The organism is Nocardia suismassiliense (assembly GCF_900269665.1).
Lineage (GTDB): Bacteria > Actinomycetota > Actinomycetes > Mycobacteriales > Mycobacteriaceae > Nocardia > Nocardia suismassiliense.
In genome coordinates this window covers 2,834,525-2,860,732 of sequence record NZ_LT985361.1, presented here as the reverse complement: position 1 = coordinate 2,860,732, position 26,208 = coordinate 2,834,525, and the positions used below count along the sequence as shown (strand labels likewise).

Here is a 26,208-nt window from a genome sequence, read left to right as displayed (position 1 = left end):
GCCCAGCGTCGAATCCGGCCGGGGGCGCCGGATGGGACTTCGACACAGGACCCGGTTAGGCCGGGTCGGCCAACAGAACGTCGGAGTCGAAGCAGGTGTGCGTTCCGGTGTGGCAGGCCGCGCCCTCCTGGTCGACGACCAAGAGGATGGTGTCACCATCACAGTCGAGCCGAACCTCGTGCACGTATTGGGTGTGGCCGGAGGTCTCCCCCTTGACCCAGTACTGCTGGCGCGAGCGCGAGTAGTACGTCGCCTTGCGCGTTTCCAAAGTGCGGGCCAGCGCCTCGTCGTCCATCCACGCGACCATCAGCACGTCACCGGTGCCGCGTTCCTGCGCGACCGCGGCGACCAGGCCCGCGTCGTTGCGCTTGAGGCGGGCGGCGATAGCAGGGTCGAGAGTCATGGCACCGTTATAACAGTCGGACCTCGGCATTACGCAGGGCGGCCACGGTGTCGCTGTCGGATTCGTCGAGTGCGGCGGTCAGCGTGTCGCGGTAGGTGTCCCCGGCGGACCGGAGCCGTTCGCGCCCTTTGTCGGTGATCACCGTGTAGACGCCGCGCCGATCATCCGGGCACAGATCCCGATAGGCCAGTCCGGCGACATCGAGCCTGCCGACCAGCCTGGTCACCGAACTCTGATTCAGGCCCAACCGCGCGGACAGATCCTGCATCCGCAGTTCGCCGTCGGGCGCCTCGGCCAGGAAGCCGAGGGCCCGGAACTCCGAGAGTCCGAGGCCGTGCCCACGCTGCACCGCCGCCGCCAACCGACCCTCCACCTGGGCATGCAGGGCGATCAACCGGTTCCACATCTGCTCGTCGTGCGCACTGTTCGACACCACTTATGTGTACATGCATGCTCCTGCGTGCGCAAAGAGGGGTGTCGGCCCTGCCCTTGCGTGCCGGCGCATCTGTGCGCGCTCGGCGAATGGGTGGCGCCGCTGAGACATCGTTCCTGCCGCTACGCACCCATCATCCGGCCGCGCACTCACCGTCCGGCCACATATTCACCGTCCGGCCGCGCACCCCCCGTCGTCCGGTGCCGCCTACATCGTCAGGCCCCGCACGAAATCGTCGGCCCACGCCCAAATCGTCGGCAATCTTTGTCCGGGCGGGCAATCTCGTGTTGCTGCGAGATCACCGCTCAGCGGCGCGATTCAGTTCGCCGAGTAGTTGCCAGGTGCGCTGCTGATCGGCAGGCGTGGTGAGGTCGGTTTGGGCGAAGACCACGTCGGTGGCGCCCGCTTCGAAGTACTCGGCGACGCGGTCGGCGATGGTTTGTTCGTCGCCGATGACGACGAGCTCCGCGGCGCGAGAAACCCCCGACAGCTCGATAATTCGACGATAGGAGGGAATGTCGTTGTAGAAGGCGGACTGCACTTCGGCTTCCGCGCGTGCGCCGTCGATGTCGTCGGTGACGACACCGGGAACCATGGCGACGATGCGCGGCGCGGGCCGACCCGCCCGCTCGGCGGCCTTGGTGAGGGGTGCCACGATGTGTTCCGCGAGCGCTTTCGGCCCGACCAGGAACGGTAGCGCGCCGTCGGCGAGTTCGCCGGTGACGCGCAGCGCCTGTGGACCCATCGCGGCAACCAGGACCGGCACCGTCGGCTTCGCGCCCGCCACCGCGGTGGGCAGCGGCGCAACCGCGGTGAGCGTCTCTCCGTGGAAATCCACTGTGCCGCTGTGGAGTACGTCGTGCAACGCGGTCAGGAAGTCACGCAGCCGGGCGATCGGCCGGTCGTATGTGACACCGAAGGCCGGCTCGGTGAACGCCTGCGTACCGAGGGCGAGACCGAGGGTGAATCTGCCGTGCGTCGCCGCCTGCGCGGTCTGCGCCTGGCTGCCGATCAGCAGCGGATGGCGGGCCGAGATCGGTATCGCCGAGGTCCCGACCGCCAGCTCGGGCACCTCCCGTCCGACCACCGCAGACAGCACGACGCTGTCGTGACTGAACGTCTGCCCGAACCACAGCGAACTCAACCGGGCCGCGGCGGCTTGCCTGCCTGCGGCCACCGCAGCGTCCACCACATTGTCGGTCGCGTCGAGACTGAAGGGCGACAGCGAGACTCCGATGCTCATCCCCGGTGCAACGCCGGTCGCCACGGAACTGATTCCGACACGGTGGATTCCGCCACAGAACGAACTCAGCGGGTGTATCGATCGGATCGCGGCGGGGGCCGGGCCGGTGACTAGCGGACGACGATGTCCGCCGCGCGCATTGAGTCCTTGACCTGGCCGATGGTCAGTTCGCCGAAGGGGAAGACGCTGGCCGCGAGCACCGCGTCGGCGCCCGCTTGCACGGCGGGTGCGAAGTGTTCGACGGCACCGGCTCCCCCGCTGGCGATGACGGGGACCGAGACCGCGGCGCGGACAGCGCGGATCATGGCCAGGTCGAAGCCGGCCTTGGTGCCGTCGGCGTCCATCGAGTTGAGCAGGATCTCGCCGACGCCCAATTCGGCTCCGCGCGTTGCCCATTCGACGGCGTCGAGGCCGGTGCCGCGTTTGCCGCCGTGGGTGGTGACCTCCCAGCCGGACGGGGTGGCGGGTTGCCCGGCCGGCACGGTGCGGGCGTCCACGGACAGCACGATGCACTGCGAGCCGAACCGCTCCGACATCTCGCGCAGCACCTCGGGTCGCGCGATGGCGGCGGTGTTCACCGACACCTTGTCGGCGCCCGCGCGCAGCAGCCGGTCGACGTCCTCGACGGTGCGCACACCGCCGCCGACGGTGAGCGGGATGAAGATCTGCTCGGCCGTGCGGGTGACCACGTCGATCATGGTGCCGCGATCGCCGGTGGAGGCCGTGACATCCAGGAACGTCAGCTCATCGGCGCCCTGTGCGTCATAAGTCGCGGCCAGCTCGACGGGATCGCCTGCGTCCCGCAGGTTTTCGAAGTTCACGCCCTTGACCACCCGGCCTGCGTCGACATCCAGACACGGAATAACGCGTACCGCCAACGTCATCGGCTCACCCTTCCTCCGCGATCACCGGATCGGCGACCGTGCAGATCATTTCGAGCAGTTCCTCGTGCACGCCCGGCGCGGCGGCCAGCACCGAACCCGAGGTGATGGTCCACGGCTCGCCCGCCAGGTCGGTGACCACACCGCCCGCAGCGCGGATGAGTGCGACGCCCGCGGCGTTGTCCCAGGGGTGGTGGCCGAACACGATGGCCCCGCCGAGCACGCCGGACGCGGTGAACGCCAGGTCGATGCCGGTGGAGCCGTGCATCCGCACCCGGGAGGAGAGCCTGCTGAGCGGGCCGAGCAGATCGAAGCGGAACTGCCCGGGGATCCGGCCCTGCGCGTCCACGTTGAACGCGCCGAAGCCGATCATCGCGTCGGCCAGCTTTCCGTGCGGCAACGGCGGCAGCGGTTGGCCGTTCAGCAGCACCGGGCCGCCGGCGATGGCGGCGTACCGCTGGCCGAGCAGCGGCAGCCAGGTCAGGCCGAGCACCGGCTCGCCCTCATCCACCAGTGCGAGCAGCATGCCCGAAAGCGGATGTCCGGACGAGTAATTGAACGTTCCGTCGATCGGATCGAGCACCCACGCGGTGCCCGACACGAGCTGCGGGCCGCCGAATTCCTCACCGTGCACCTCGATTCCGGTGCGCTGCTCCAACTGGGCGGAGATGGTGCGCTCCAGCTCCAGGTCGAGTTCGGTGGCGAAGTCGTTGCGGCCCTTGGTCACCGCGCTCGGCGCGCCGACCCCCTCGATGAAGCGCGAGGTGACCGAGTCCAGGATCTCGCGTGCGACCGCGAGCAGTGCGGGGAGGTCCTGGCTCATCTCACCGCGGCCAGCGCCTCGGGCAGCGTGAACCGGCCCGCGTAGAGCGCCTTGCCGACGATCGAACCCTCGACGCCGTCGGGCACCAGTTCGGCGATCGCGATCAGGTCCTCGATGGTGGAGACGCCGCCGGAGGCGATCACCGGCGCGTCGGTCGCGGCGCAGACCTCGCGGAGCAGGTCCAGGTTGGGGCCGGTCAGCGTGCCGTCCTTGGTGACGTCGGTGACCACGTAGCGGGAGCAGCCGTCGCGCTCCAGGCGCTCGAGCACCTCCCACAGGTCGCCGCCGTCGCTGACCCAGCCGCGGCCGCGCAGCCGGTAGTCTCCGTCGATGATGCGCACGTCCAGGCCGACCGCGACCCGCTCGCCGTGCTTGGCGATGGCCTTGGCGCACCACACCGGATCCTCCAGCGCGGCGGTGCCCAGGTTCACCCTGGCGCAGCCGGTGGCCAGTGCGGCCTCCAGCGTGTCGTCGTCGCGGATGCCACCGGACAGCTCCACTTTGACGTCGAGTTCGCCGACGACCCCGGCCAGCAGTTCACGGTTCGAGCCGCGACCGAACGCCGCGTCCAGGTCGACCAGATGGACCCACTCCGCGCCCGCGCGCTGCCATTCCAGGGCGGCTTCACGGGGGGAGCCGTAGTTGGTTTCGCTACCGGCCTCACCTTGCACGAGGCGCACAGCTTCGCCATTGGCAACATCGACGGCGGGGAGCAGTACAAGGCTCACGACTTCGCCTCGCTGGCGCTCGGCTCCGTCGTCGCCTTGGGCGCTGCGCCGATGGTTCGGTCGCTGCGCTCCCTCACGACTGCGCCTCGCTCGGCTCCGTCGTCGTCCTCGACGCTGTGTTGATGGTTCGGTCGCTGCGCACACTCACGGGCATGAGCCTAGTGGTTAGCTGTGCGCGCCCGGTCTCCGGCCTGCGCGGATAGGAGCTGGGTCACCGATCGAGGATGCGGGTGAGCAACCGGATGAACTCGGCGCGCTCCGCGGCGTCCAGACCGGCCAGTAGTTCGTCCTGCGCACCGGCCAGGCGCTCGTCCAGTTCGGCGAGATGGGCCGTGCCCGCGTCGGTGATGGTGACGATTTTGCGCCTGCGGTCGCCGGTGTCCTGGCTGCGCTCGACGAAGCCGCGGTCAGCTAGCTCGTTGACGGTGGCGACGATGTCGCTGCGGTCGATCCGGGTGCGCCTGCCCAGGTCGGCCTGGCTGATAGCACCGAATTCGCCGAGCGCGGCGAGCAGCGCGTAGTGATAGCGCCGCGAGCCGGTGGTCTGCAGTGCCCGCTCGGTCGCCCGGTTGGCGACGAGGGCGACTTGATTGACCAGCCGAGTCGGCAAGGCCCGCAATTTCGCGGGAGCATCCTCGCGCGAGATCTCCATGCCAGCAATGTAACGCTTGTTGGTCGCACCCACAATATGTTGCCGCTGGTCGGACAGCGACTCGACGCACAGTCAGCGGCGGTGTCGCGCGGCGTCCGGCTCGCACCCACCGCAGCCGGCCGCCCCACCGCAGCCGGCAACCATTCCGAACTGGACCATTTCGGCTGCTGCCATCGGTTCAGGTCAACGACGGCACGGGTTCAGTGCTGTGTGCCAGCACCCTGCGTCGGTAACAGACCAGCGCGGCGGCCACCGCGAACAGGGCGGTCAGCGCCGCCGCGGCGATCCGGAACCCTTGTCCGATCAAGAATTCGTTTGCCGCGCTCTCGATTTCGGCGAGGGTGTGCTTGTCGCGGTCGTCGAACAGGATCGATGCCCGTGGCCACTGGTACAGGATCGACAGCAGGAATTGTCCGCTGATCAATGTGGCCAGTGACAGACCTACCCAGCGCAGCCCGATCCGATAGCGCACCGCCGCCACCCCTGCGATCAACGCGCATAGCGTGAGCACACCACCGAGTGGACGCATCACGTCACCGACCGCGACCACGCTCATGAACTGTTCGGTGAGCTCCAGAGACTCGGGGATGTCGCGGAAAATGTTGGGATACAACAGCATTGTTTCCGCTGCCGTGGTGCCGAACGCGAAACACGCGACCACCGCATACACCGATAGCGCGACCAACGGGACTGTGACACTGCGCATATCATCCTCCTCGGTTCGACCGTAGATCCGAGCCGCCGCAGGCGAATCCGGCGCCGACCCCCATATCCGCCGCGCCGAGGTCAGGGTCTACCCGGAGGCCGACGACCACGGCCTTGTCGGCGAGCCGCACCGTTCGACGGAAACCACCGGTAGTGTCTCGCCTCGGCGATCGCTCCGGTCACTTACTTCCGCACTCTCCCTAGGGAACTCATATGTCGCGCTCGACTCTCGCTGCCGTGCTCATGATTTCGGCAGCCACCTGCACCGCGGTGCTCGCCACCGCACCGACCGCCGCGGCCGCGCCGCCCGAGGAAGCGCGGCTGGCCGGCTGCGACTTCGGCACCGTCGCGGGCACCTACGACTACGCGAGCTTCGATGAGCACGCGAACAAGATGCTGGAGCTGACCACCGGGACGTTCCGGATGGAGTTCGAGCAGGCCCGGCCGACCATCCAGGCCAACGCCGCCGCGAATCACGCCCGCGCCGAGGTCGATTCGGTGGATTGCCGGGTCGTGTCCGGCGACGCGGCCACGGCGGACGTCACCGTCGAGGTGGTGCGGACGACGACGAGCGACGCCACCGAGGGCCTGCCGAAGACCAGCAAGATGTCCCTGCTGATCACCGTCGAGAACGTGAACGGCCGCTGGCTGGTCAACCGGGCCGAAACCAAGTAGGGCTACAGCGCCTGCACCCAATTGCGCAGCAGCTGAGCGCCGGCGTCGCCGGACTTCTCCGGGTGGAACTGGGTCGCCGAGAGCGCCCCGTTCTCCACCGCGGCGAGGAACGGCACGCCGTGCTCGGCCCAGGTCAGCTTCGGGGCGTCGAAGTGATCGCCGGGCGGCAACTCCCACTTCTGCGCGGCGTAGGTGTGCACGAAGTAGAACCGGGTGTCGGCGTCCATCCCCGCGAACAGCACGCTGTCCTGCGGCGCCGACACGGTGTTCCAGCCCATGTGCGGCAGCACCGGAGCGGACAGGCGCGCCACGGTGCCCGGCCATTCGGCGCAACCGTCGGTCTGCACGCCGAATTCGACGCCGCGCTCGAAGAGGATCTGCATGCCGACGCAGATGCCGAGCACCGGGCGGCCACCGGCCAGGCGCTGGCCGATCATCCGCTCGCCCCGCACCTTTCGCAGTCCCGCCATGCAGGCGGCGTAGGCGCCGACGCCGGGGACGACGAGTCCGTCCGCCGCCAGCGCGACCTCGGGATCGGCCGTCACCTCGACCTTCGCGCCCGCACGGACCAACGCCCGTTCGGCGGAGTGCAGATTGCCCGAGCCGTAGTCGAGCAGGGCAACAGACTTCACAACGTCCCCTTCGTCGAGGGGATGCCCTGCACCCGCGGATCGAGTTCGACCGCGGCACGCAAAGCCCGTGCCACCGCCTTGAATTCGGCCTCGGTGACGTGGTGCTGGTCGCGGCCGTACAGCACGCGCACGTGCAGCGCGATGCGCGCGTTCAACGCGATCGACTCGAAGACGTGGCGGTTCAGCACGGTGGAATACGGTGCGCCGGGGCCCGACCCGGGGATCACGGCGTGCAGCAAGTGTTCCGGCTCGCCAGTGTGCACGCAGTAAGGACGCCCGGACACGTCGACCGCGGCGTGTGCCAGGGTCTCGTCCATCGGGATGAAGGCATCACCGAACCGGCGGATACCGACCTTGTCGCCCAACGCCTTTCCCAGCGCCTGGCCGAACACGATCGCGGTGTCCTCCACCGTGTGGTGCGCCTCGATCTCGATGTCACCCTCGGCCCGCACGGTCAGGTCGAAGCTGGCGTGCGCACCGAGTGCGGTCAGCATGTGGTCGTAGAACGGGACGCCCGTGGCGATCTCGGTCTTGCCGGTGCCGTCGAGGTCCAGCTCGACCACGATGCTGGATTCCTTGGTGACGCGCTCCACCCGCGCGGTTCGGTTCATGATCTTTTCCTCCACAGGCGGATTCATCGGGGCGTGAGGTCGGTGTGCACCAAAAGGCGGCTGACTTTCAGGAGTTCGTCGTTCTCCGCGGCCAGGCCGATGGTGGTGCGCAAGTAGCCGGGGATGCCGACGTCGCGGATCAGCACACCGTGATCCAGGTAGCGCTGCCAGCTGCGTGCCGCGTCGGTGAAGCGGCCGAACAGCAGGAAGTTCGCGTCGCTGGGGATCACGTCGAAACCGATCTCGGTCAATTCCGCGGCCACTCGATCACGCTGCGCGGCGAGTTCGGCGACGCTACCGAGGGTTTCGTGGGCGTGCCGCAGTGCCGCCCGCGCGGCCGCCTGGGTGACCACCGACAGGTGGTACGGCAACCGCACCAGCAGCATCGCCTCGATCACCGCGGGCGCGGCGACCAGGTAGCCGAGGCGACCGCCCGCGAAGGCGAACGCCTTGCTCATGGTTCTCGTCACCACCAACTTGGTGGGGAACCGGTCGATCAGCGCGAGGGCACTCGGCTGCGCGGAGAACTCACCGTAGGCCTCGTCGACCACCACGATGCCCGGCGCCGCCTCGAGGATCCGGGCCAGGTCGTCCTGCGGAATGCTGTGTCCGGTCGGGTTGTTCGGGCTCGTCACGAACACCACGTTCGGCGAGCGCTCCGCGATGGCGGCCACCGCGTAGTCGACGTCGAGGGAGAAGTCGGCATCGCGCTTGGCCTCGATCCATTCGGTGTCGATGCCCTCGGAGATGATCGGGTGCATCGAGTACGACGGCACGAAACCCAGTGCGCTGCGGCCCGGTCCGCCGAAGGCCTGCAGCAGCTGTTGCAGGATCTCGTTGGAACCGTTTGCGGCCCAGACATTGTCGGTGTCCACCGCGACACCCGTTTGCCTGGTGAGGTATTCGGCCAGATCGGCGCGCAACGCCACCGCGTCCCGATCCGGGTAGCGGTGCAGGTCGGCGGCGGCGATCCGAATGGACTCGGCGACGTCGTCGATCAGCGCCCGGCTCGGCGGGTGCGGGTTCTCATTGGTGTTCAGTTGCACCGGCACCGTCAATTGCGGTGCGCCGTAAGGCTTCTTGCCGCGCAGGTTTTCCCGCAGCGGTAGGTCGGCCAAGCTGATGTCCGCGCCGGGCACGGTGGCCTGCTTCGTCATGAGAGCGCCTCGAACCGCGCCTGCACGGCTTGGCCGTGGGCGGGCAGGTCCTCGGCGTTGGCGAGGGCGACGACGTGACCGGCGACATCCTTCAGCGCCGCCTCGGTGTAGTCGACGACGTGGATGCCGCGCAGGAAGGTCTGCACGCTCAAACCCGAGGAGTGCCTGGCACATCCGGCGGTCGGCAGCACGTGGTTGGAGCCCGCGCAGTAGTCACCGAGGCTCACCGGTGCGTACGCGCCGACGAAAACCGCTCCGGCACTGCGCACCCGGGCGGCCACCGCGGCGGCGTCGACGGTCTGGATCTCCAGGTGTTCGGCCGCGTAGGCGTTCACCACACGCAGGCCCTGCGCGATGTCGTCCACGAGCACGGTCCCGGATTGCTTGCCGCGCAACGCTTCGGTCACCCGTTCGGCGTGCTTCACCACGGTCAGCTGCCGGGTCAGCGCCGCGTCCACCGCGTCGGCCAGCTCCGCGCTGTCGGTGACCAGCACGCTGGCCGCGAGCACGTCGTGCTCGGCCTGGCTGATCAGGTCCGCCGCCACGTGCACCGGGTCGGCGGTCGCGTCGGCCAGGATCGCGATCTCGGTCGGGCCCGCTTCGGCATCGATGCCGACCAGGCCGCGGCACAGCCGCTTGGCGGCGGTCACGTAGATGTTGCCGGGTCCGGTGATCAGGTCGACCGGCTCCAGCTGGGCGCCGTCGGTGTCGACGCCGCCATAGGACAGCAGTGCGACGCCCTGCGCGCCGCCGACCGCCCACACCTCGTCGACGCCGAGCAACCGCGCGGCAGCCAGGATCGTCGGGTGCGGCAGGCCGCCGAATTGCGCCTGCGGGGGTGACGCCACCACCAGCGAGCCGACGCCCGCCGTCTGCGCAGGCACCACGTTCATCACCACGCTCGACGGGTAGACGGCGTTGCCGCCGGGCACGTACAGCCCGACCCGCTCGACCGGTACCCAGCGCTCGGTCACCGTGCCGCCCGGCACCACCTCGGTGGTCTTGTCGGTGCGCCGCTGATCGGCGTGCACCTTCCTGGCCCTGGCGATGGATTCCTCCAGCGCCGCACGCACGGCAGGATCCAGCTCGGTCAGCGCCTTTTCCAGCTCAGCCGCGGGTACGCGCACCGCGGCCGGGCGCACCCCGTCGAACTGCTCGCTGTACTCCTGCGCCGCCGCGACGCCACGATCCCGGATCGCCGCCACCACCGGCCGCACATGATGCAGCACCGAGTCCACGTCGACTCCCCCGCGCGGCAGCGCGGCGCGCAGCTCGGCAACAGAGGGAGTGCGACCGCGCAGATCAACGCGGGCGAGCTCGATGCGGGTAGTCATGTGGTGTCGATCCTTGTCTTCAGCCGAATCCGCAACAGGAAAGTTGCAGCTACCAGCCTAGTCGGCCGACGCCACCGGTTATCCGCGTGGTGTCCCACGGCTCACCCGCAGCGCCGCCGCAGTTCGACCACGCCGTCACCGGTCAGCTCATCGACCGCGACCGCACGTCCGACCACGGCGAGCACGATCGCCTCCCCCGGGCCACGTACCTCCGGACCATGGCCCTTCGACCAGCTGACATCGGTGGCCACGAACCGCAGCCCCCTGGTGCGCCGCCACGGCATGGCGAACGGGTCAGGATGTTCCAGGACGGTGATCAGGCGATCCGCCGGAATCGTGCGAGCACGCCCGAGCGGTCGCCGGATGTCCTGCTGATGGACCATGACATCCGCCAGCGCCAACCGGGGCGCGTACTTCGAGACCCGCCCTGCCGCATGCTCGAACTTGTCCACCAAAGCCTCGGTCGACAGCGCCTTCGCTTTCTCCACGAGCCGACCATTGAACCGATCGACGGACAACCCACACCGGACCGCGATCCCCCCATACGTCGGCAGCCCGATGGTGTCGTAGAGCAAATGCCCGACAACATCCCGCACCCGCCACCTATCGCACAGCGACGGAGCCTCCCATTCCTCGTCACTCAACGTGCGCAGCAACGAGATCAGTTCAGCACGTTCTTCGGCCAGCATCCCCCGGACATCCATGTCCAAAGTTTAGTGGCACGAAGGCTTTTCAGGAAGGTAGCGCGTGCCGTTGCTGGGGTTGCTATCGCTGGCATACCCCCTTGCGCGAGCGGAGAACTGCTGCCAAGCTGAGTCCGGGGGTTGCAAGCAAGATTTCGAAAAGGCAGCGCTCCAAGGAATTCCATTGAACTCTGGGGGTTGTCATGAATGTTCTTGCTGGATTCGCGAGCGGAATCGCTGTTGCCTGTGGCCTGGTAGTGGCGACTTTCTCCGCCGCTCCTGCGAACGCGCAGCCGGTCAGGTGCGATTTCGGCATCGCAATCGGCTATCCACAGGTGGTCGTCCTCGACTCACCGACCGATGAGAACGCAGGACTTATCGACGTAATCGGCTACCCCCGATGCCTGGAGGACTTTTCGCAGGTTACGGGCCGATCTGTGTCCTGTCCGAACGGGGGCGTATACGACCAGTGGCACCAAGTCCGCATTGTCGACAACGGTCGAGTCGGCTGGGTCAGCTCTTGCTACATCGCCTGGCAGACATAGCCACAATCAGTGGCTCACTTGCCGCAGTGCGCTGATCGATTCGATAAGTCGGCCAGCGCCCTGCAGCAGTCCCTTACTCGTTGCTCGATATGCGCCGCAGCGAAGCAGTTCGAAAAGGTCCGTGTCGCGAGTTTCTTTCGCAAAAGCTAGCGGGTGTCGCTGTCGATCAGCAGCTTGCCGCCGGAACTGATTACCCGCAGGATCAGCTCTTTGTCCTGACCGTCGACAACGAGGCTGGCCAGCCTCATGTCCATTGAGCCGTCCGAGTTGTTGGTGTTGTTGACGGCTGCGATATCGGCGAAAGTATCGATCGTGTGCGAGCTCCAGTACTGACGGAACGCCTGCTCTGTGCCGTAACCCTTCTGTGCCGACGGCGTGAGCTTCGACCACGAGCCTGCGGCGTTGTTGTAGAAGTCCACGATCAGCTGACCCGCCGGCCCCTGAGTGACCTTGCCATCACTGCTGGTTTTACCAGGGGCGCCGGACGGCGGGGTCGAGCTCGTGCCACCGGTTGGGGAACTGGTGGACGGCGGGCTTGCGTTGACCGTTGGCGAATTCGAGTTCTGCTGCGACAACGTGCCGATGAGGATCGCGCCCACCGCTACGACGGCGCCGATGGCCGCGCCGATGATGACGGCCTTGCTCTTGCCGCCGGACTTGCGCGGAACCGGGCGAGGCTGGGCTGCGGTGCGCGGGTGGGTCGCGGTGTTGGCCNGGCGGGGCTGGCGTTCGGTCGGCTGATGGACCGGAGCCGACACCGCCGAGGGCCGCAGGGCCCGGGTGGCGGATTCGGGCGCACCGTTGCGGCGGCGCACGAAAGCTTCACTGGCGGGGACGAATCCGGCGGTCCCCGGTGCGGGGCCGGCGTCGGCGAAGGCGGCGAGGTGGTCGAGTGCCGCGCGCATGGTCGGCCGGTCCTGCGGCTCCGGGCTGAGCAGGTCCAGCAGGAAATCCGTTGCGGGACCGGCGTTGCGGGGTTCGCTGACCTGACCGTTGGCCGCGGCGTACAGCACCGCGAGCGGGTTGGCATTCGCGCCGTACGGCGGTTCACCTTCCAGCGCGTGGAAAAGTGTTGCGCCGAGGGCGAATACGTCCGAGGCGGGGGTCGGGTCCGCGCCACGGGCCATCTCGGGGGCGAGGTAGGCGGCGGTGCCGCAGATCAGGCCGGTTTCGGTGAGCGTGACGTCACCGGCGGCCCGGGAGATGCCGAAGTCGGTGATCTTCACGGTGCCGTGGTCGTCGAGCAGGATGTTGCCCGGTTTCACGTCGCGGTGCACGATGCCCGCGTCGTGCGCGGCGATCAGCGCCGAGGCGACCTGCTCGCCGATGCGGGCGACCTGCGTCAACGGCAGCGGGCCCTGCGTCGAGAGCACGCCGGCCAGGCTGTTGGACTTCAGGTACTCCATCACCAGGCAGGGATCACCCTGATGCTCGGTGATGTCGAACACGACGATCGCGTTCGGATGCTGGAAGCGGGCGGCGTTGCGAGCCTCCCGAATCGCACGTTGGCGCACCACATCACGCTCGGCCTCGGGCAGGCTCGGCTTGATATGGATCTGCTTGACGGCCACCGAGCGTTGCAAGCGCTCGTCGATGGCACGCCAAACAACACCTGTGCCGCCGCTACCAATCCGCTCGACCAGGCGGTAATGCTCCGCGATCAACTGACCGGTATCGATGGCGCCTACTCCGAACCTTCTCGAAATCGTGACATCCCGCTTATTGCTTACAGACGCGGTCCGGGGACGAGTGTAGCGGGCCGCGGAACTTCGGTCCGCGCCAGCGGGGGCATATTCTCCGCCCACATCGGCGCGGCGGGGCTAGCGCGCCGCCCGCAGCATCCGCCCGGCCGCGTCCACCGCGGGTCCGGAGCTGTTCGCGTCGTTCACGAATACAGCAAATGCCAGGTCATCGGCGATGCCGACGAACCAGCCGTGCGCGTGCTGGTCGTCGATGTACTCCGCGGTGCCGGTTTTGCCGAGCAAGCCTGGAATATCGCGCAGCTGGGTCGCGGTGCCTGCCGTGATCGTCTCCCGCATCATGGCTTTGACCTGCTCGGCAACGCTGGCAGGCAGCGCGGCCGGCGTCTTGTCCGGCGTGCCGGGCTTGCCCTGCACGATGGCGGGCGCGGGCACCGAGCCGCGCGCGATGGACGCGGCGACCAGCGCCATGCCGAACGGCGTAGCGGTCACCTTTCCCTGACCGATAGCTGACTCGACCCGCAGCGCCGGGGTGTCCGCGGGCGGCACCTTGCCGGTCACGGTGGTCAGCCCGGGTGTGACGTAGTCGATGCCGAGCCCGAGCTGTGCCGCTGCATTCGTCAACGCGTCGGCGGGCAGTTTCACCGCGAGCGAGCCCATGGTGGTGTTGCAGGAACGCGCGAACGCGGTATGTAGCGGCACCTGTCCCAGGTCGAAATTGTTGTCGTTGGGGATCTTGCGACCCTCGATGTTCGCCTCGCCCGGACAGGGCAGCACAGTGTCCGGGGTGACCGTATCCGCTTGCAGTGCGGCCGAGACGGTGACTGTCTTGAAGGTCGAACCGGGCGGGTACAGGCCGGTGAGCGCGATCGGACCCTGCGCGTCGGCGGCCTCGTTCTGCGCGACCGCGACCACATTGCCGGTCGAGGGTTGCAACGCGACGATCGCTGCGGGCTGGGTAATCGGCGCCAGCGCCGCCTCGGCCGCCTGTTGCAGGTCGATGTTCAAGGTGGAGGCGATATCGACGGTCGGCTTCGGATCCTGGCCGCCGACCCGCTGGGTGCCCTCGCCGGTCTGCGCGCGCACCGCCCAGCCCGCGTTCGCGTCGGCGTTCTGCTGCCACAGCTCGGCAAGGCCTGACAGGGCGGGCGAGGCCAGCGACTTGTCGGTGGTGAGCAGGCGGGTCTGCGGCGCGAGCGTGACGCCTGGCACGGCGGCGAGCTGCGGCTGGATCGGCGCGATGTCGGCGTCGCGCAGGCTGATCGCGGTGATCGGTTTACCCTGCGCCGCAGCGAGTTCCGCTTGCAGCGACTGCGCGGTGATGTCGGGCGCGATCGGGGTCAGCAGCGCGGCGAGCGCGGCGGTATCGGCGCCGGGGCTCACGTTCACCAGTGTGACCACCTGCTGGGTCATCAACTCGCCGCCGCTCGCGTCGAGGACGCGTGCGGGCTTCGGATAGACCGGGCTGTAACTCAGCGGGCCCGTCGCCAGGCCGGGCGCGACCGTGTCCGGGTTCCACTTGACCTTCCACCCGTCGCCGCCCTCGTCCGCGGTGCCGGTGGTGGTGTAGGTCCACTCGGCCGCGCCGTCCTTGCCGAGCTTCCAGGTGGCGGCCAGCGTGAAGGTGTTCTTGTCGATCGAGCGGACGTCGAAACGCACCTCTTTGCCGAGGCCGGCGTAGAGCTTGCCGAGGGCGTCGGAGGCCTTCGCCGGATCATCGGTGAGGCCTGCGGCGGCCGCCACGTCGTCGCGGTTCAGCGCGTCGGCGAACTGGCCTGCGACGGTGTCGGGCTGGTCCGGGCCGGACGAGCAGGCGGCGAGCACGAGCGCGGGTGCGGCGAACAGGACGAGGGACTTCCGGTGGGTACGCACCCCGCCGACTGTAACCGCCGACCGCGTCGAGGAGGCAGAGGCTGCGCCGGGAACGGCGCTCGCGTGCCTGATCAGGCCGTGCGCCAGTCCCCCGCGACGAGGGCGGCGGCATCGTCCTCGGTGAGCTCGATATCGAACTCTTCCGCCAGAATCTTCGGCAGCTCGGTCGCCTCGATCTGCCGCGTTTCGCTGGTGCCGTCCGGCCGCTCGGTGGTCACCGTGGTGCCGTCGACGACGCGGTGCACGTCGGGGAGGAACCGCTGCGCGTAGGGGCGGGTGGTGAACGGTGAACGCGGCGACGTCGAAACGAAGTGGTTACCGACCGCGAAATCGATGCGGTACTGCGGTGTCATCGCGAACGTGTAGCGGTCGTGCCACCCGTCCTTGTCGAACTGGTGCAGCACCCACAGGTCGCTGTCCAGCTCGCCGCGGGTGAGTTCCAGTCGGAACCGCCAGTCGCCCGCCGTGAATTCACCTACCTCCGTGGACAATTCGATCGGCGCGAGCGGGCCAGCACCGAATCCGACGTCGCACAACCACACTCGGTCGTCGTCGCTGGTGGTCACCCGCAGCAGGGCGTGCGTCGCTGGGCGCAGGCCCTCCGTCGCCCCCATCGTCACCCGTGCGTGCAGAGCGGTGATGCCGAAGCCGAGTCGTTCCAGCGCGGCCGCGAACAAGCCGACATGCTCGTAGCAGTAGCCGCCGCGGCGTTGCCGAACCAGCTTGTCCTGCAACGATTTCAGGTCGAGCGGGATGGTGCGGCCGAGGATGATCTCCAGGTTCTCGAAGGGGATCGAGGTGGTGTGCGCGTGCACCAGCTTGCGCAGCGTGTCGAGGGTCGGTGCGCGTTCGCCGTCGAACCCGATGCGCGCCAGGTACCCGTCCAGGTCCAGGTCCGCGCCGTTCCAGTGGTATGCCGGGTCCGTCGGTTCGCTCATCGTGGCCTCACTTCCTCGTCGGTGTTGCCAGGCACAACCGTGACCGGTCACGATCCTGTTCCCCGTGGTGCGAATCGGCGAGTGTGGGCTCCGCCATGGTTGCTGCTGTGCCGTTCGGTCCGGATCAGGCGGCGCACTTGGCATTCGGTGGTGCGGCAGGGCCGGTCGCGATGCCGTGTGCGACGTCGACCAGGTAGTCGCGGTCCGGACCGTCCACGGGTTCGGCACCGAGGAGCAGCCGCTCCACGACACAGCCACCCTCGAAGAAGGCCGGGCCGACGCTGTGATCACCGGGAACGACGGCGCCGTTCAGGTCGCGGCCGGTGACGATGGTGTACATCGAGGTCGGTTTGCCCGCGGCGAGCAGCCCGGCTCGCATCTCCAGCGTGGTCGGGTAGGGCACCACGTCGTCGCCGGTGCCGTGGATCAAGAACGCGCGCTTGACGTCCATCCGGCCGGCCAGCAGCGCGGGCGAACGTTCGACGTAGGCCTGCGGGCACACGATCGGCGTGCAGCCGCCCGCGTCGCGTTCGATCTGCGCGGGCAGGTCGGGGTCGACCACCGACGCGCCGAGCCACATCGTGAAATCGTCTGCGGGACCGTAATTGTCGACCCAGTAGTCGAACAGCCCGCGCGGTCCGTGCGCAGCGGCGAGCCCGCTCATGATGCCGCCCTGGCTCCAGCCCCACAGGACCGTGCGCGTGATGGAACGATGCTCGTCCCGGTACCACTGGGTCGCGGCGACGATGTCGCGCCAGCCTGCCCACAGGTTCCACTCACCGGTGCGCCAGGTACTGCTCGCCGAGCGCAGATCCATCGACAGCACCGGGGTGCCGGTCCGCCGGGAGATCGACGTCAGATAACCCGCGTAGTCACTGGCGGCTCCGTCGTGCCCGTGCACCGCGACGACCAGATCCGACGGCGGAAGATCACCCGGTGCACAGCGGTACGGCTCGTAGACCAGCCCCGTCGCCTCCTCACCGTCGACGGTCAACGTCACCGAGCGCACCGCGACCTCCGTCGCACATGCCGGTTCGGCCGCCACCGACGCGCTGGTCATCGCGCATGCAGCCAACAGGGCACCCACCGCCACCAGTACGTATCCGCGCCTCATCCTCGAATAATGGCACGCCATCGGTACGGTGCCCGCGTACGCGGCCGGACCGAACCTCGACCGTCACTCGATCCGAGGCGATCCGGCCCGGACCGGAACGCGACAATGGCGCCGCCCCCGACCGCCGCCGCTCCCACCACCATCCCGAACACCGTCGCACCGCCGGTCAGACCGATTGCGTCACTGAGGAACCCGGCGGTCAACGGCAGTGCGGCGGCGGGTAGGTATCCGCCGACATTCTGCGCGGCGTTCGCCTCCGCGAGCCGATCGGCGGGCACGCTCGTGCTGATCGCGGTGAGACCACCGAATTGACCCAATCCCTGCCCGATTCCGGCCAGGACCGCAGCCGCTGCGAACAGTCCGAGCGACGACAACCGCAGCGAGAGGATCAGCGTCAGCATGCTCGCCGTTGTGGCGACGGCGCCGCCGAGCAGGATCGTGCGCACCGGCCAGCGGCGCGCGGCGAACTGAATGCCGGTGGCGCCCAGGAACATCACGAAGGCGAGCCCGCCGGCAATGACCCGGTTGGTGGCGCCGAGCAGGTGCGCGAGCAGCGACGGTCCCAGCGAGAGCACGAAAGAGGTCGCCGTGATCCCCGGCGCGAACACCGCGATGCCGAGCAGCACCGCCGTCCGTCCACCCGGTGCCACGGCGGGAATGCGCAGCCACGGACCGCGCCCACCCGCACCCTTCGGCAGCTCGAGCCGGGCAACCACCACGAAAGCCGAAGCGAGCAGCGCGATCTCGACCACGAAGATGGTCACCGTCGGGCCGGGCACGGTCTCCGACAAGACACCGGCGAGCAGCGGCCCGAGCCCGGCACCCAACACCATCGCCGACGAAGCGGCCAGCGCCGCAGTGCGTTTGCGCCCAGACCCGCCCACATCGGTCACCGCCGCCATCCCGGCGGACACCGCCGCACCCACCGCAATACCGGTGAGCAGCCGCGCAACGGCAAGCACCGCAACCGAACTCGCAGTCGCGAACAGCACGCACGCCACCATCGCCAGCACGATCGCGGGCAGCAGCACCGGCTTGCGGCCGATCCGGTCCGACACCACCCCGGCGACCAGCAGCGCGCCGAGCAGTCCGGCGATATAGCTGGCAAAGATCGCGGTCAGCGTGCCGGCCGAGAAGCCGAGTTCGCGCTGCCACACCACATACAGCGGCGTCGCGGCGTTCGACAGCACGAACACCGCCATGACCGGCCACGCCGCTAACCACACCAGGCCGTTCTTCGCAGGCACCGACTGTCGGTGCGTCGTGAGCGTCGCCATGCCAACCTCCACTAGTTCGACTTTTCTCGTACCGATACGATCGCGGTCGAACTTAGCATCTAGTACGATAAAATACGTACAGGGCGCGACGACCCCAGGAGACCCGATGCCACCGGCCAGCACTGTCCCCGACACCCGTCTGCCCGAACCGGACCGCGCCGACCTGCGCCTCGACCAGGTGCTCGCCGCGCTCAGCGACCCGCTGCGGCTGACCATGGTGCAGAAGCTGCTGACCGAGTCCCCCGACACCGACCGCTCCTGCGGCTGGTTCGACATCGACCGCCCGAAATCGACACTCACGCACCACTTCCGGGTGCTGCGCGAAGCGGGCGTGACCAGACAGCAGCGCTACGGTCTCGAGCGCCGCAGCAAGGTCCGCATCGACGACCTCGACGCCCGCTTCCCCGGCCTGCTCGACCTGGTCCGCGCCTGGGAACCGGCGGAGTGACGCCCGACCGCTAGGATTCGCCTATGCGTTCGATTGATGTCGCCGAGCGGCGGGCCAGGCTGGCGGTACGGCACCGGCTCGCGGCGGCCAACCGCACCGACGAGGTCGCCGAGATCGTCCGATCGCTGGTGGTGTTGCACGCGACCGATCCGGCGACGGTGTTCCTGTCCGTCGGCGCGCGCAGCAACACCGCCACGCCGGCGCACGTCGAGCAGGCGCTGTACGACGACCGGACGCTGCTGCGCCTGCTCGCCATGCGGCGCACCATGTTCGTCGCGCCGATCGAGCTGGTCCCGGTGTTGCAGGCGGCGTGCGCGGATGCGTTGGCGCACAAGCAGCGTCGCACCTACGGGAAGTACCTCGAGCAGGCCGGCGTCATCGACGGTGACGTCCAGCAATGGCTCGCCGAGGTCGAGGCCGAAACCCACGACGCACTGCTCGCCAGAGGTGCCGCCACCGGCATTCAGCTGAGCAAGGATGTGCCCCGGCTGCGCACGCAGGTGAATACCGCGCCGGACAAGGCGTATTCGAAGCCGACCAACATCACGACCTGGGTGCTGGTGACGCTCGGCTGCGAAGGCCGCATCGTGCGCGGCCGCCCGAACGGCAGTTGGTCGAGCAGTCAGTACACCTGGGAACCGATCGAATCCTGGCTGCCCCACGGTGTTCCGTCGATGCCCGTCGAGCAGGCCCGCGCCGAACTGCTGCGCCAGTGGCTGCACGCCTTCGGACCGGCCCCGATCACCGACCTCAAATGGTGGACCGGCTGGGGTGTCGGCGAAGTCCGCAAGGCCCTCACCGATCTCGATGTGGTCGAGGTCGATCTGGGCGGCACAACGGGTTTGCTGCTCGCCGACGACGTGGAACCTGTTGCGGCGCCGGAACCTTGGGCGTCGCTGCTGCCCGCACTCGATCCCACCCCGATGGGCTGGCAGTCCCGCGACTGGTACCTCGGCCCGCACGCACCTGCCCTGTTCGACACCAACGGCAATATCGGGCCGTCCATTTGGTGGAACGGCCGCATCGTCGGCGGCTGGGCGCAGCGCAAGGACGGCGAAATCGTCTATCGCCTACTGGAAGACGTGGGAGCCGACGCCACGGCGATGATCGAGGCGGAGGTCGCGCGGACCGCCGAGTGGTTCGGCGACGTACGCGCGATCCCGCGTTTCCGTACCCCGCTGCAACGGGAATTGACCGCCTGACGGCGAGGACAGGCCTGCCTCGCGCTGTCGCGAAAACTCAGCGCCGGCAAAGCTTCCGATGATTCGCCGGAGGTATGACTTACTCACCCCGCACAGGCGGCACCCGGCGGCGGGGGCGGAGCGGTATCGACGCCGACGAGCACATTGGTGACGTAGTCGCGGGCCGCGCCATCCAGCGGCTCCAGCCCCTCGGCCACCCGCTCCACCACGCAGATGCCTTGCCGCCAGGTGGGTCCGACGTCATGCACGCCGGGCTGGATGCTGCCGTCGGCGCCGCGGTCGGTGACCACCGTGTACATCGAATACGGCTTGCCCGCCGCGATCAATGCGTTCTTCAGATCAACCGAATGCTGGTACGGCACATCGACATCGAAGATCCCGTGGATCAGGAAGGTGCGCTCGGCATCGATCTTCGGCGCCAGCGCGACCAGGGAACGATCGGTATAGGCCTGCGGGCACACCTGCGGCGTGCAACCACCCGCATCGCGTTCGATCTGCGCGCGCTGCGCCGGGAAGAACGCACTGGTGAGGTTCCAGTAGTCGACGATGTTCGTCGGCGCGAACGCATCGACCCAGTAGTCGAACAGCCCGGGGGGCCCGTTCGCCACCGCCAGCCCGGCCGTCATGCCACCTTGGCTCCACCCCCACAGCACGGTCTTGCCGATCGACGGATGCTCGGTCTTGTACTGCTGAGTGATGGTCACCGCGTCCTGCCAACCGGCCCACGGGTTGAACTCGCCGGGCTTCCACACACTGTTCTCGGCGCGTTGATCCAGCGTCAGCAGTGCGGCACCGGTGCGCCGGGCGATCCCGGACATCACGTCGGGATAGGAGGCCGCCGTCTCGCTGTACCCGTGCACCGCGACGATCAGGGTGCGCGGGGCCAGGTCACCCGGATTACACCGGTACGGCGCGTAGCCCCGCCCAGTCGCCTGTTCCCCGCCGACGGTCGCGGCGATCGACGGGACCGCCACATCCCGGGCGCACTCCGGCTCGGCGGACGCCGATGGTGCGGCGAGCCACGATGCGGCCAACACGGTCACCATCGACAACAACCACGCAAGGTAGCGTCGGCCAGCAGTCATCGCCGCATCGTACCCAACCAGGGCAAACGTTCGGCTAACGGCAAGCGAGATGGCCGTCGGTGCAGAGTCGGGCACGTCACTCCTGGTTTCAGCGCACTTCGGCAGCATGGCAGTGCGCTGTCGGCGTCAGCCCGATACGCCCTGGCGTCAACGGTCTCGGGCACGGCGCGCGCGCACGGCGGTGCTCGCCGTGGTTCGACGCTGACGACGGTTCACACCGCGCCTATCGCACCCGGTGGCGTACCCGCAGCCCTCCCGGCCACGAGATCACGCCGCGCAGGTAGCACCTGGCGGCGGTGCGGGCGCGGTATCCACATCGGCCCACACATCCGTGACGTACTCGCGGGCCACCCCGTCCATCGGCTCCAGATCCGTGAGAACCCGCTCCACCACACAGGCACCTTGGAACCAGACCGGACCGATCCAGTGCGTACCGGGCAGCACGGCACCATCAGGACCGCGACCACTGACGACCGTGTACATCGAGTACGCCTGCCCCGTCGCCGCGAGCGCGGCCTTCAGATCGAGCGAATGCTGGTACGGCACAATCGGATCCGCGGTGCCGTGCACCAGGAACACGCGTTGGGCGGTCATCTTCGCCGCGAGCGCCGCCGTGGAGCGATCCGCATACGCCTGCGGGCAAACCGTGGGTGCGCAACCGCCGGCGTCGCGCTCGATCTGCTGCACCTGCGGCAGACCCAGCGTGTTCCCCACATTCCAGTAGTCGACGGCATTCGAGGGTCCCGCGGTATTGACCCAATAGTCGAACAGCCCGGCAGGCCCGTGCGCCAATGCCAACCCGCTCGTCATGCCACCTTGGCTCCACCCCCACAGCACGGTTTTACCGACCGACGGATGCTCCTTCTTGTACCACTCGGCTGTGGCCACCACGTCGTGCCAGCCGGCCCACGGGTTCCACTCCCCCGTCTTCCACACACTGTTTCCACCGCGCTGGTCCAACGTCAGCAGCGCGACACCGGTCCGCCGCGCGATCGCGGACATGACGTCGGGATAGTCGGCGGCCTTCTCGTTGAACCCGTGCACCGCGAGGATCAGGCCGCGCGGCGCCAGATCGCCGGGCGCGCAGTGATAGGGCTCGTAAGCCCACCCGTGCGACTGCTCCCCGTCGACGGCGACAGTGATCGGCCGCATCGTCACGTCCCCCGCGCAGTCGGGTTCGGCCACCGCCGAGGGCACGCCGAACGACGAGAGCGCAAGGATTGTCACGATCGACAGCAGCGCGGCAAGCAGGCGATACCCGCCGTTCATCCCGGCATCGTGGCACGGACGCACGCGATTGCGTTGCGTAACAACGGTAAAGCGATAAAGACGAGACGACACGCCTGTTGATCGGCGCCCGAGATCGTTCCGCTACATGTCGAGGCCGAGGTCGAGCACTCGGACCGAATGCGTCAGTGCACCGACGGCGAGGTAGTCGACACCGGTCCGCGCGTAGTCGGCGGCCACTTCGAGGCCGAGTCCACCGGAGGATTCCAGTTTCGTCGCCGGCGCGGCCGCGTTGCGGCGTTGCACAGCGGCCTGCGTCTGCCACAGCGGGAAGTTGTCCAGCAGCACGAGTTCCACGTCCTCGGCGAGCACCGCGTCCAACTGCTCGAGACTGTCGACCTCCACCTCGCAGGCGATATCGGGAGCCAGCGCGCGGACGGCCCGCAGTGCCTCGACCACCGAACCCGCCGCGACCACGTGGTTGTCCTTGATCAGCGCGGCATCACCGAGACCCATGCGGTGGTTCACCCCACCGCCGACCCGGACCGCGTACTTCTGCAACGCACGCAACCCGGGCAGGGTCTTGCGGCTGTCCCGGATCTTGCAGTCCGTACCCGCGACCTCGTCGACCCAGGCGGCGGTGGCGGTGGCGATGCCGGAGAGGTGACAGACCAGGTTGAGCATGGTGCGCTCGGCGGTGAGCAGCCCGCGCGTCGGGGCGACCACGGTGAGCACGGACTGCCCCGGCGTCACCCGGGTTCCGTCGGCGACCCGCCCGGTGACCTCGTACTCGCCTGCGCCGATCACCTCGTCCAGCACCAGCAGTCCGACATCGAGCCCGGCCACCGTCCCCGGCTGGCGCGACACCACGGACGCCTTCACCACCGCGTCTGCGGGCACCGTCGCCGCGGTGGTCACGTCCGGCCCGTAGCGCAGGTCCTCATCGAGCGCGGTGCGGATGAGCGCGACCACCTCGTCCCGAGCCAACCCACTGTCCAGACCCATCAACCTCTCCTCTACTACTCACGCGCGAACGCTTTGCACTGAGATCGAGCGGCACAGGGCGAAAGCTGCTGTGTGCCACTCGACTCAACGGCGGGATGTCATCGGTCGAGCTGGGGACGCCCCTGTTCGTCCAGGACCACCGACCTGCTGCGCCGGAGCCGGTCGTCGGACTCCGGGTAATCGGATCGGGTATGGCAGCCGCGACTTTCGGTCCGGGCCGACGCCGCGAGCAGCAGAGTTTGCGCCGTGAGGGTAAGCGCAGCGTCCTCGATTTCGGCTATGCGGTCGGCGATTACGGCGCGCTCCGGGACCGGCTCCGCCGTATCGCCCGCCACAGCAGCGGCGAACGAGACTGCGGCAGGCACCGTTTGACGCTGCGTCACCGCATCTTTCATGCGCTTGATCGCCTCGTCCAGCCCGGCCCGGTCCCGCACCACCGAGGCATGCTCGGTCATCAACTGCTGCAGCACACCACGATCCGCACGTTCGGCCACCCTGGTACGGATGTCGGTAACTCGGACTCGATCTCCGAGACGTTCGGCCGCGGCCGCTCCGACTCGTTCGCCGACCACGAGACCTTCGAGCAAGCTGTTGGACGCCAGCCTGTTCGCCCCGTGCAGGCCCGTGCGGGCCACCTCGCCGGCCGCGTAGAGACCGGCGACCGCCGTTCGACCGTAGGGGTCGGTCACCACACCACCGCACTGATAGTGCGCCGCCGGAGCAACCGGGATCAGGTCGATGCCCGGATCGATCCCCGCGGCCAGGCAGGACGCGGTCATCGTCGGAAACCGTTGCGCGAACCCATCTATCGCCCGCGCGTCGAGGTAGACGTGATCGGTACCGAGGGCTCGCATCCGTGCCGCAATCGCCCGCGACACCACATCCCGCGGCGCCAGATCACCGCGCGGATGAACCCCGGCAGTCACCGAATCACCTTCGGAGTCGACCAGAATGCCGCCCTCGCCGCGCACCGCCTCGCTGATCAACGGACGCCGTCCGAGTCCACCCGGCGTGTACAGCACGGTCGGATGGAACTGCACGAATTCCAGATCCGCCACCGCCGCGCCCGCCCACAGCGCGAGCGCGACACCGTCGGCGGTCGCCCCCGGCGGATTGGTGCTGAGTGCGTACAGCTGGCCGAGCCCACCGGTCGCCAGCAGCACCGCGGGCGCGTGCACGACCCCGAAGCCCTTGTCGGACACCGCGAGTACGCCCTGCACCCCGGCAGGGCCGGTGAGGATCTCGCAGGCCGCCGCGCCGAACAACACCGGAAGCCCGGCCGCGTTCAACGCACGCTGCACCTCCGCGCCGGTGGCGTCGCCGCCGGCGTGGATGATGCGCCGGGTGCTGTGCCCGCCCTCGCGGGTCCGCGAAATCTGCCCGTCCCGGCCGAGATCGAAGACCGCGCCGAGATCGGTCAGCGCCGCGACCGCGGCCTGCCCGCCTTCGACAATGGACCGCACGGCCTGGACATCGCACAGCCCGGCCCCGGCCTCGACCGTGTCGTGCACATGCGATCCGACCGAATCACCATGCGGTGCAACGACGGCGATCCCGCCCTGGGCGTACTGCGTCGACGTATCGGTGGCGCCGCCCTTGCTGAGGGTGAGCACTCGCAGCCCGCGCAGCGAGGCGGTGCGCGCGGCCGTGAGACCGGCGACGCCGCCGCCGATCACCACCAGATCGGCCTCGGCCTCCCAGTCGATCGACACCGGAGTCATCGACCCGTGCTTTTCCGCTCCGACCACCGCCGTTACGGCAGGGGGCGGCGTCATTCACCACCGCCCGGATTGCCGATCTCGATCATGCGCTGCACCGAGTTACGGCCGCGCGCAGCGGTTTCCAGGTCGACGTGCACCTCGTCCTTGCCCTCGACCAGGCAGCGCAGCAGCGCCGCCGGGGTGATCATCTTCATGTACTTGCACGAGGCCCGGTCGTTCACGGCCTGGAAGTCGACGCCGGGGGCGGCCTTACGCAGCTGGTGCAGCATGCCGACCTCGGTGGCGACCAGCACCTGGGTCGCCTGGCCGCGCTGTTCCCGTACCTGCTTGGCCGCGTCGATCATGCCGCCGGTGGACAGGATGTGCACCCGGTCGGCCGGGAACGCGCCCTCGCCCGCCAGGTACAACGCCGAAGTGGCGCAACCACATTCGGGATGCACGAACAGATCCGCGTCCGGGTGGGTGCGCGCCTGCTCGGTCAGCTCGTCGCCGTTGATGCCAGCGTGCACGTGGCACTCGCCGGCCCAGATGTGCATATTCTCCCGGCCGGTGATCCGCTTGACGTGCGCGCCGAGGAACTGATCCGGCAGGAACAGCACCTCGCGCTCCGGGTCGATCGAGGCGACCACGTCGACCGCGTTGGACGAGGTGCAGCAGATGTCGGTGAGCGCCTTCACCTCCGCGGTGGTGTTCACGTACGACACCACCACCGCGTTCGGGAATTCGGCTTTCCAGGAACGCAATTCGTCCGCCGAGATGGAGTCCGCGAGCGAGCAGCCTGCCCGCTGATCGGGGATCAGCACGGTCTTGGCGGGGCTGAGGATCTTCGCGGTCTCGGCCATGAAGTGCACGCCACAGAACACGATGGTGTCCTCGGGTGCGGCCGCGGCGATCCGCGACAGTGCCAGCGAGTCGCCGACGTGATCGGCCACGTCTTGAATCTCCGGCAACTGATAGTTGTGCGCGAGAATCGTCGCGTTCTGTGCGCGGGCCAGTCGCTTGACTTCCTGCGCCCACTCCGGGGTTGCTTCGACACCGGTGAACCCCGACGGCCCGTCGAACACCTGCCCCATCAGCGGAGGCGCTAGTTTCGCACCCATCGTCGCCATGATGG

The 26,208-nt window shown here is 68.5% G+C and carries 26 protein-coding genes; 3 read left to right on the top strand and 23 right to left on the bottom strand.

Going from position 1 to position 26,208, the window contains the following annotated elements; translation table 11 throughout:
- Positions 1 to 55: 55 nt before the first annotated feature.
- The 8 genes from hisI to DBO33_RS12845 form a co-directional block, all read right to left on the bottom strand.
- A complete protein-coding gene (gene hisI / locus DBO33_RS12880) occupies positions 56 to 403 on the bottom strand; it encodes a phosphoribosyl-AMP cyclohydrolase (RefSeq protein ID WP_107655240.1) in 348 nt (115 codons plus the stop codon).
- Between the two features lie 7 nt (positions 404 to 410).
- Entirely contained in the window at positions 411 to 836 is a 426-nt protein-coding gene (locus DBO33_RS12875) for a MarR family winged helix-turn-helix transcriptional regulator (protein ID WP_199856596.1), read from the bottom strand.
- 298 nt (positions 837 to 1,134) lie between these two features.
- Positions 1,135 to 2,079 carry a TIGR03564 family F420-dependent LLM class oxidoreductase gene (locus tag DBO33_RS12870; RefSeq protein ID WP_107655238.1) on the bottom strand — a complete coding sequence of 315 codons (945 nt, stop codon included), beginning with the start codon at positions 2,077 to 2,079 and terminating at the stop codon, positions 1,135 to 1,137.
- Between the two features lie 110 nt (positions 2,080 to 2,189).
- Complete coding sequence (hisF, locus tag DBO33_RS12865; protein WP_107655237.1) at positions 2,190 to 2,963, bottom strand: imidazole glycerol phosphate synthase subunit HisF; 774 nt, start codon at positions 2,961 to 2,963, stop codon at positions 2,190 to 2,192.
- Between the two features lie 4 nt (positions 2,964 to 2,967).
- Complete coding sequence (locus DBO33_RS12860) at positions 2,968 to 3,783, bottom strand: inositol monophosphatase family protein (RefSeq protein ID WP_107655236.1); 816 nt, start codon at positions 3,781 to 3,783, stop codon at positions 2,968 to 2,970.
- Positions 3,780 to 4,511, bottom strand: coding sequence for a bifunctional 1-(5-phosphoribosyl)-5-((5-phosphoribosylamino)methylideneamino)imidazole-4-carboxamide isomerase/phosphoribosylanthranilate isomerase PriA (gene priA, locus DBO33_RS12855; protein ID WP_107655235.1), 732 nt, complete (start codon positions 4,509 to 4,511; stop codon positions 3,780 to 3,782). The genes DBO33_RS12860 and priA overlap by 4 nt, the downstream gene beginning before the upstream one ends.
- A 211-nt stretch (positions 4,512 to 4,722) precedes the next feature.
- Positions 4,723 to 5,163 carry a MarR family winged helix-turn-helix transcriptional regulator gene (locus tag DBO33_RS12850; RefSeq protein WP_107660220.1) on the bottom strand — a complete coding sequence of 147 codons (441 nt, stop codon included), beginning with the start codon at positions 5,161 to 5,163 and terminating at the stop codon, positions 4,723 to 4,725.
- Positions 5,164 to 5,341: 178 nt separating this feature from the next.
- Positions 5,342 to 5,869, bottom strand: coding sequence for a hypothetical protein (locus DBO33_RS12845; RefSeq protein WP_107655234.1), 528 nt, complete (start codon positions 5,867 to 5,869; stop codon positions 5,342 to 5,344).
- A 212-nt stretch (positions 5,870 to 6,081) separates the two neighbouring features.
- Here DBO33_RS12845 and DBO33_RS12840 point away from each other — a divergent pair, with 212 nt between their 5' ends.
- Positions 6,082 to 6,543, top strand: coding sequence for a hypothetical protein (locus DBO33_RS12840; RefSeq protein ID WP_107655233.1), 462 nt, complete (start codon positions 6,082 to 6,084; stop codon positions 6,541 to 6,543).
- Positions 6,544 to 6,545: 2 nt separating this feature from the next.
- Here DBO33_RS12840 and hisH read toward each other — a convergent pair whose 3' ends face one another.
- The 10 genes from hisH to DBO33_RS12790 form a co-directional block, all read right to left on the bottom strand.
- Positions 6,546 to 7,175: an imidazole glycerol phosphate synthase subunit HisH gene (gene hisH, locus DBO33_RS12835; RefSeq protein ID WP_107655232.1), complete on the bottom strand. Its 630-nt coding sequence runs from the start codon at positions 7,173 to 7,175 to the stop codon at positions 6,546 to 6,548.
- Positions 7,172 to 7,789, bottom strand: a complete 618-nt coding sequence (gene hisB / locus DBO33_RS12830) for an imidazoleglycerol-phosphate dehydratase HisB (protein WP_107660219.1) — start codon at positions 7,787 to 7,789, stop codon at positions 7,172 to 7,174. Before hisB ends, hisH begins: the two co-directional genes overlap by 4 nt.
- 20 nt (positions 7,790 to 7,809) lie before the next feature.
- Positions 7,810 to 8,943 carry a histidinol-phosphate transaminase gene (locus tag DBO33_RS12825; protein ID WP_107655231.1) on the bottom strand — a complete coding sequence of 378 codons (1,134 nt, stop codon included), beginning with the start codon at positions 8,941 to 8,943 and terminating at the stop codon, positions 7,810 to 7,812.
- Complete coding sequence (hisD, locus tag DBO33_RS12820; RefSeq protein ID WP_107655230.1) at positions 8,940 to 10,277, bottom strand: histidinol dehydrogenase; 1,338 nt, start codon at positions 10,275 to 10,277, stop codon at positions 8,940 to 8,942. Before hisD ends, DBO33_RS12825 begins: the two co-directional genes overlap by 4 nt.
- Before the next feature lie 101 nt (positions 10,278 to 10,378).
- Positions 10,379 to 10,981: a maleylpyruvate isomerase family mycothiol-dependent enzyme gene (locus DBO33_RS12815; RefSeq protein WP_234390809.1), complete on the bottom strand. Its 603-nt coding sequence runs from the start codon at positions 10,979 to 10,981 to the stop codon at positions 10,379 to 10,381.
- A gap of 670 nt (positions 10,982 to 11,651) precedes the next feature.
- On the bottom strand, positions 11,652 to 13,310 hold the full coding sequence (locus tag DBO33_RS12810) for a protein kinase domain-containing protein (RefSeq protein ID WP_456093876.1): 1,659 nt from the start codon (positions 13,308 to 13,310) through the stop codon (positions 11,652 to 11,654).
- A gap of 15 nt (positions 13,311 to 13,325) precedes the next feature.
- Entirely contained in the window at positions 13,326 to 15,077 is a 1,752-nt protein-coding gene (locus tag DBO33_RS12805; RefSeq protein ID WP_107655227.1) for a penicillin-binding transpeptidase domain-containing protein, read from the bottom strand.
- Positions 15,078 to 15,148: 71 nt separating this feature from the next.
- A complete protein-coding gene (locus tag DBO33_RS12800; RefSeq protein ID WP_107655226.1) occupies positions 15,149 to 16,015 on the bottom strand; it encodes an arylamine N-acetyltransferase family protein in 867 nt (288 codons plus the stop codon).
- Between the two features lie 124 nt (positions 16,016 to 16,139).
- Positions 16,140 to 17,129, bottom strand: a complete 990-nt coding sequence (locus DBO33_RS12795; protein ID WP_234390808.1) for an alpha/beta hydrolase family protein — start codon at positions 17,127 to 17,129, stop codon at positions 16,140 to 16,142.
- Positions 17,126 to 18,406, bottom strand: coding sequence for an MFS transporter (locus DBO33_RS12790; RefSeq protein WP_107655225.1), 1,281 nt, complete (start codon positions 18,404 to 18,406; stop codon positions 17,126 to 17,128). Before DBO33_RS12790 ends, DBO33_RS12795 begins: the two co-directional genes overlap by 4 nt.
- 106 nt (positions 18,407 to 18,512) lie before the next feature.
- Between DBO33_RS12790 and DBO33_RS12785 the strand changes: the two genes are divergently transcribed.
- Together DBO33_RS12785 and DBO33_RS12780 are read left to right on the top strand one after the other, a co-directional pair.
- On the top strand, positions 18,513 to 18,854 hold the full coding sequence (locus tag DBO33_RS12785) for an ArsR/SmtB family transcription factor (RefSeq protein ID WP_107655224.1): 342 nt from the start codon (positions 18,513 to 18,515) through the stop codon (positions 18,852 to 18,854).
- Between the two features lie 23 nt (positions 18,855 to 18,877).
- Positions 18,878 to 20,056, top strand: a complete 1,179-nt coding sequence (locus DBO33_RS12780) for a winged helix DNA-binding domain-containing protein (RefSeq protein ID WP_107655223.1) — start codon at positions 18,878 to 18,880, stop codon at positions 20,054 to 20,056.
- Positions 20,057 to 20,139: 83 nt separating this feature from the next.
- On the opposite strand, the gene DBO33_RS12775 is transcribed toward DBO33_RS12780, so the two are convergent.
- The 5 genes from DBO33_RS12775 to nadA form a co-directional block, all read right to left on the bottom strand.
- Complete coding sequence (locus DBO33_RS12775; protein WP_107655222.1) at positions 20,140 to 21,141, bottom strand: alpha/beta hydrolase family protein; 1,002 nt, start codon at positions 21,139 to 21,141, stop codon at positions 20,140 to 20,142.
- A gap of 267 nt (positions 21,142 to 21,408) precedes the next feature.
- Positions 21,409 to 22,410, bottom strand: coding sequence for an alpha/beta hydrolase family protein (locus tag DBO33_RS12770; protein WP_107655221.1), 1,002 nt, complete (start codon positions 22,408 to 22,410; stop codon positions 21,409 to 21,411).
- 102 nt (positions 22,411 to 22,512) lie between these two features.
- Entirely contained in the window at positions 22,513 to 23,373 is an 861-nt protein-coding gene (nadC, locus tag DBO33_RS12765; protein WP_107655220.1) for a carboxylating nicotinate-nucleotide diphosphorylase, read from the bottom strand.
- A gap of 98 nt (positions 23,374 to 23,471) precedes the next feature.
- Positions 23,472 to 25,094, bottom strand: coding sequence for an L-aspartate oxidase (locus DBO33_RS12760; protein ID WP_107655219.1), 1,623 nt, complete (start codon positions 25,092 to 25,094; stop codon positions 23,472 to 23,474).
- A 50-nt stretch (positions 25,095 to 25,144) separates the two neighbouring features.
- On the bottom strand, positions 25,145 to 26,203 hold the full coding sequence (gene nadA, locus DBO33_RS12755; protein ID WP_107660217.1) for a quinolinate synthase NadA: 1,059 nt from the start codon (positions 26,201 to 26,203) through the stop codon (positions 25,145 to 25,147).
- Positions 26,204 to 26,208 lie beyond the last annotated feature (5 nt).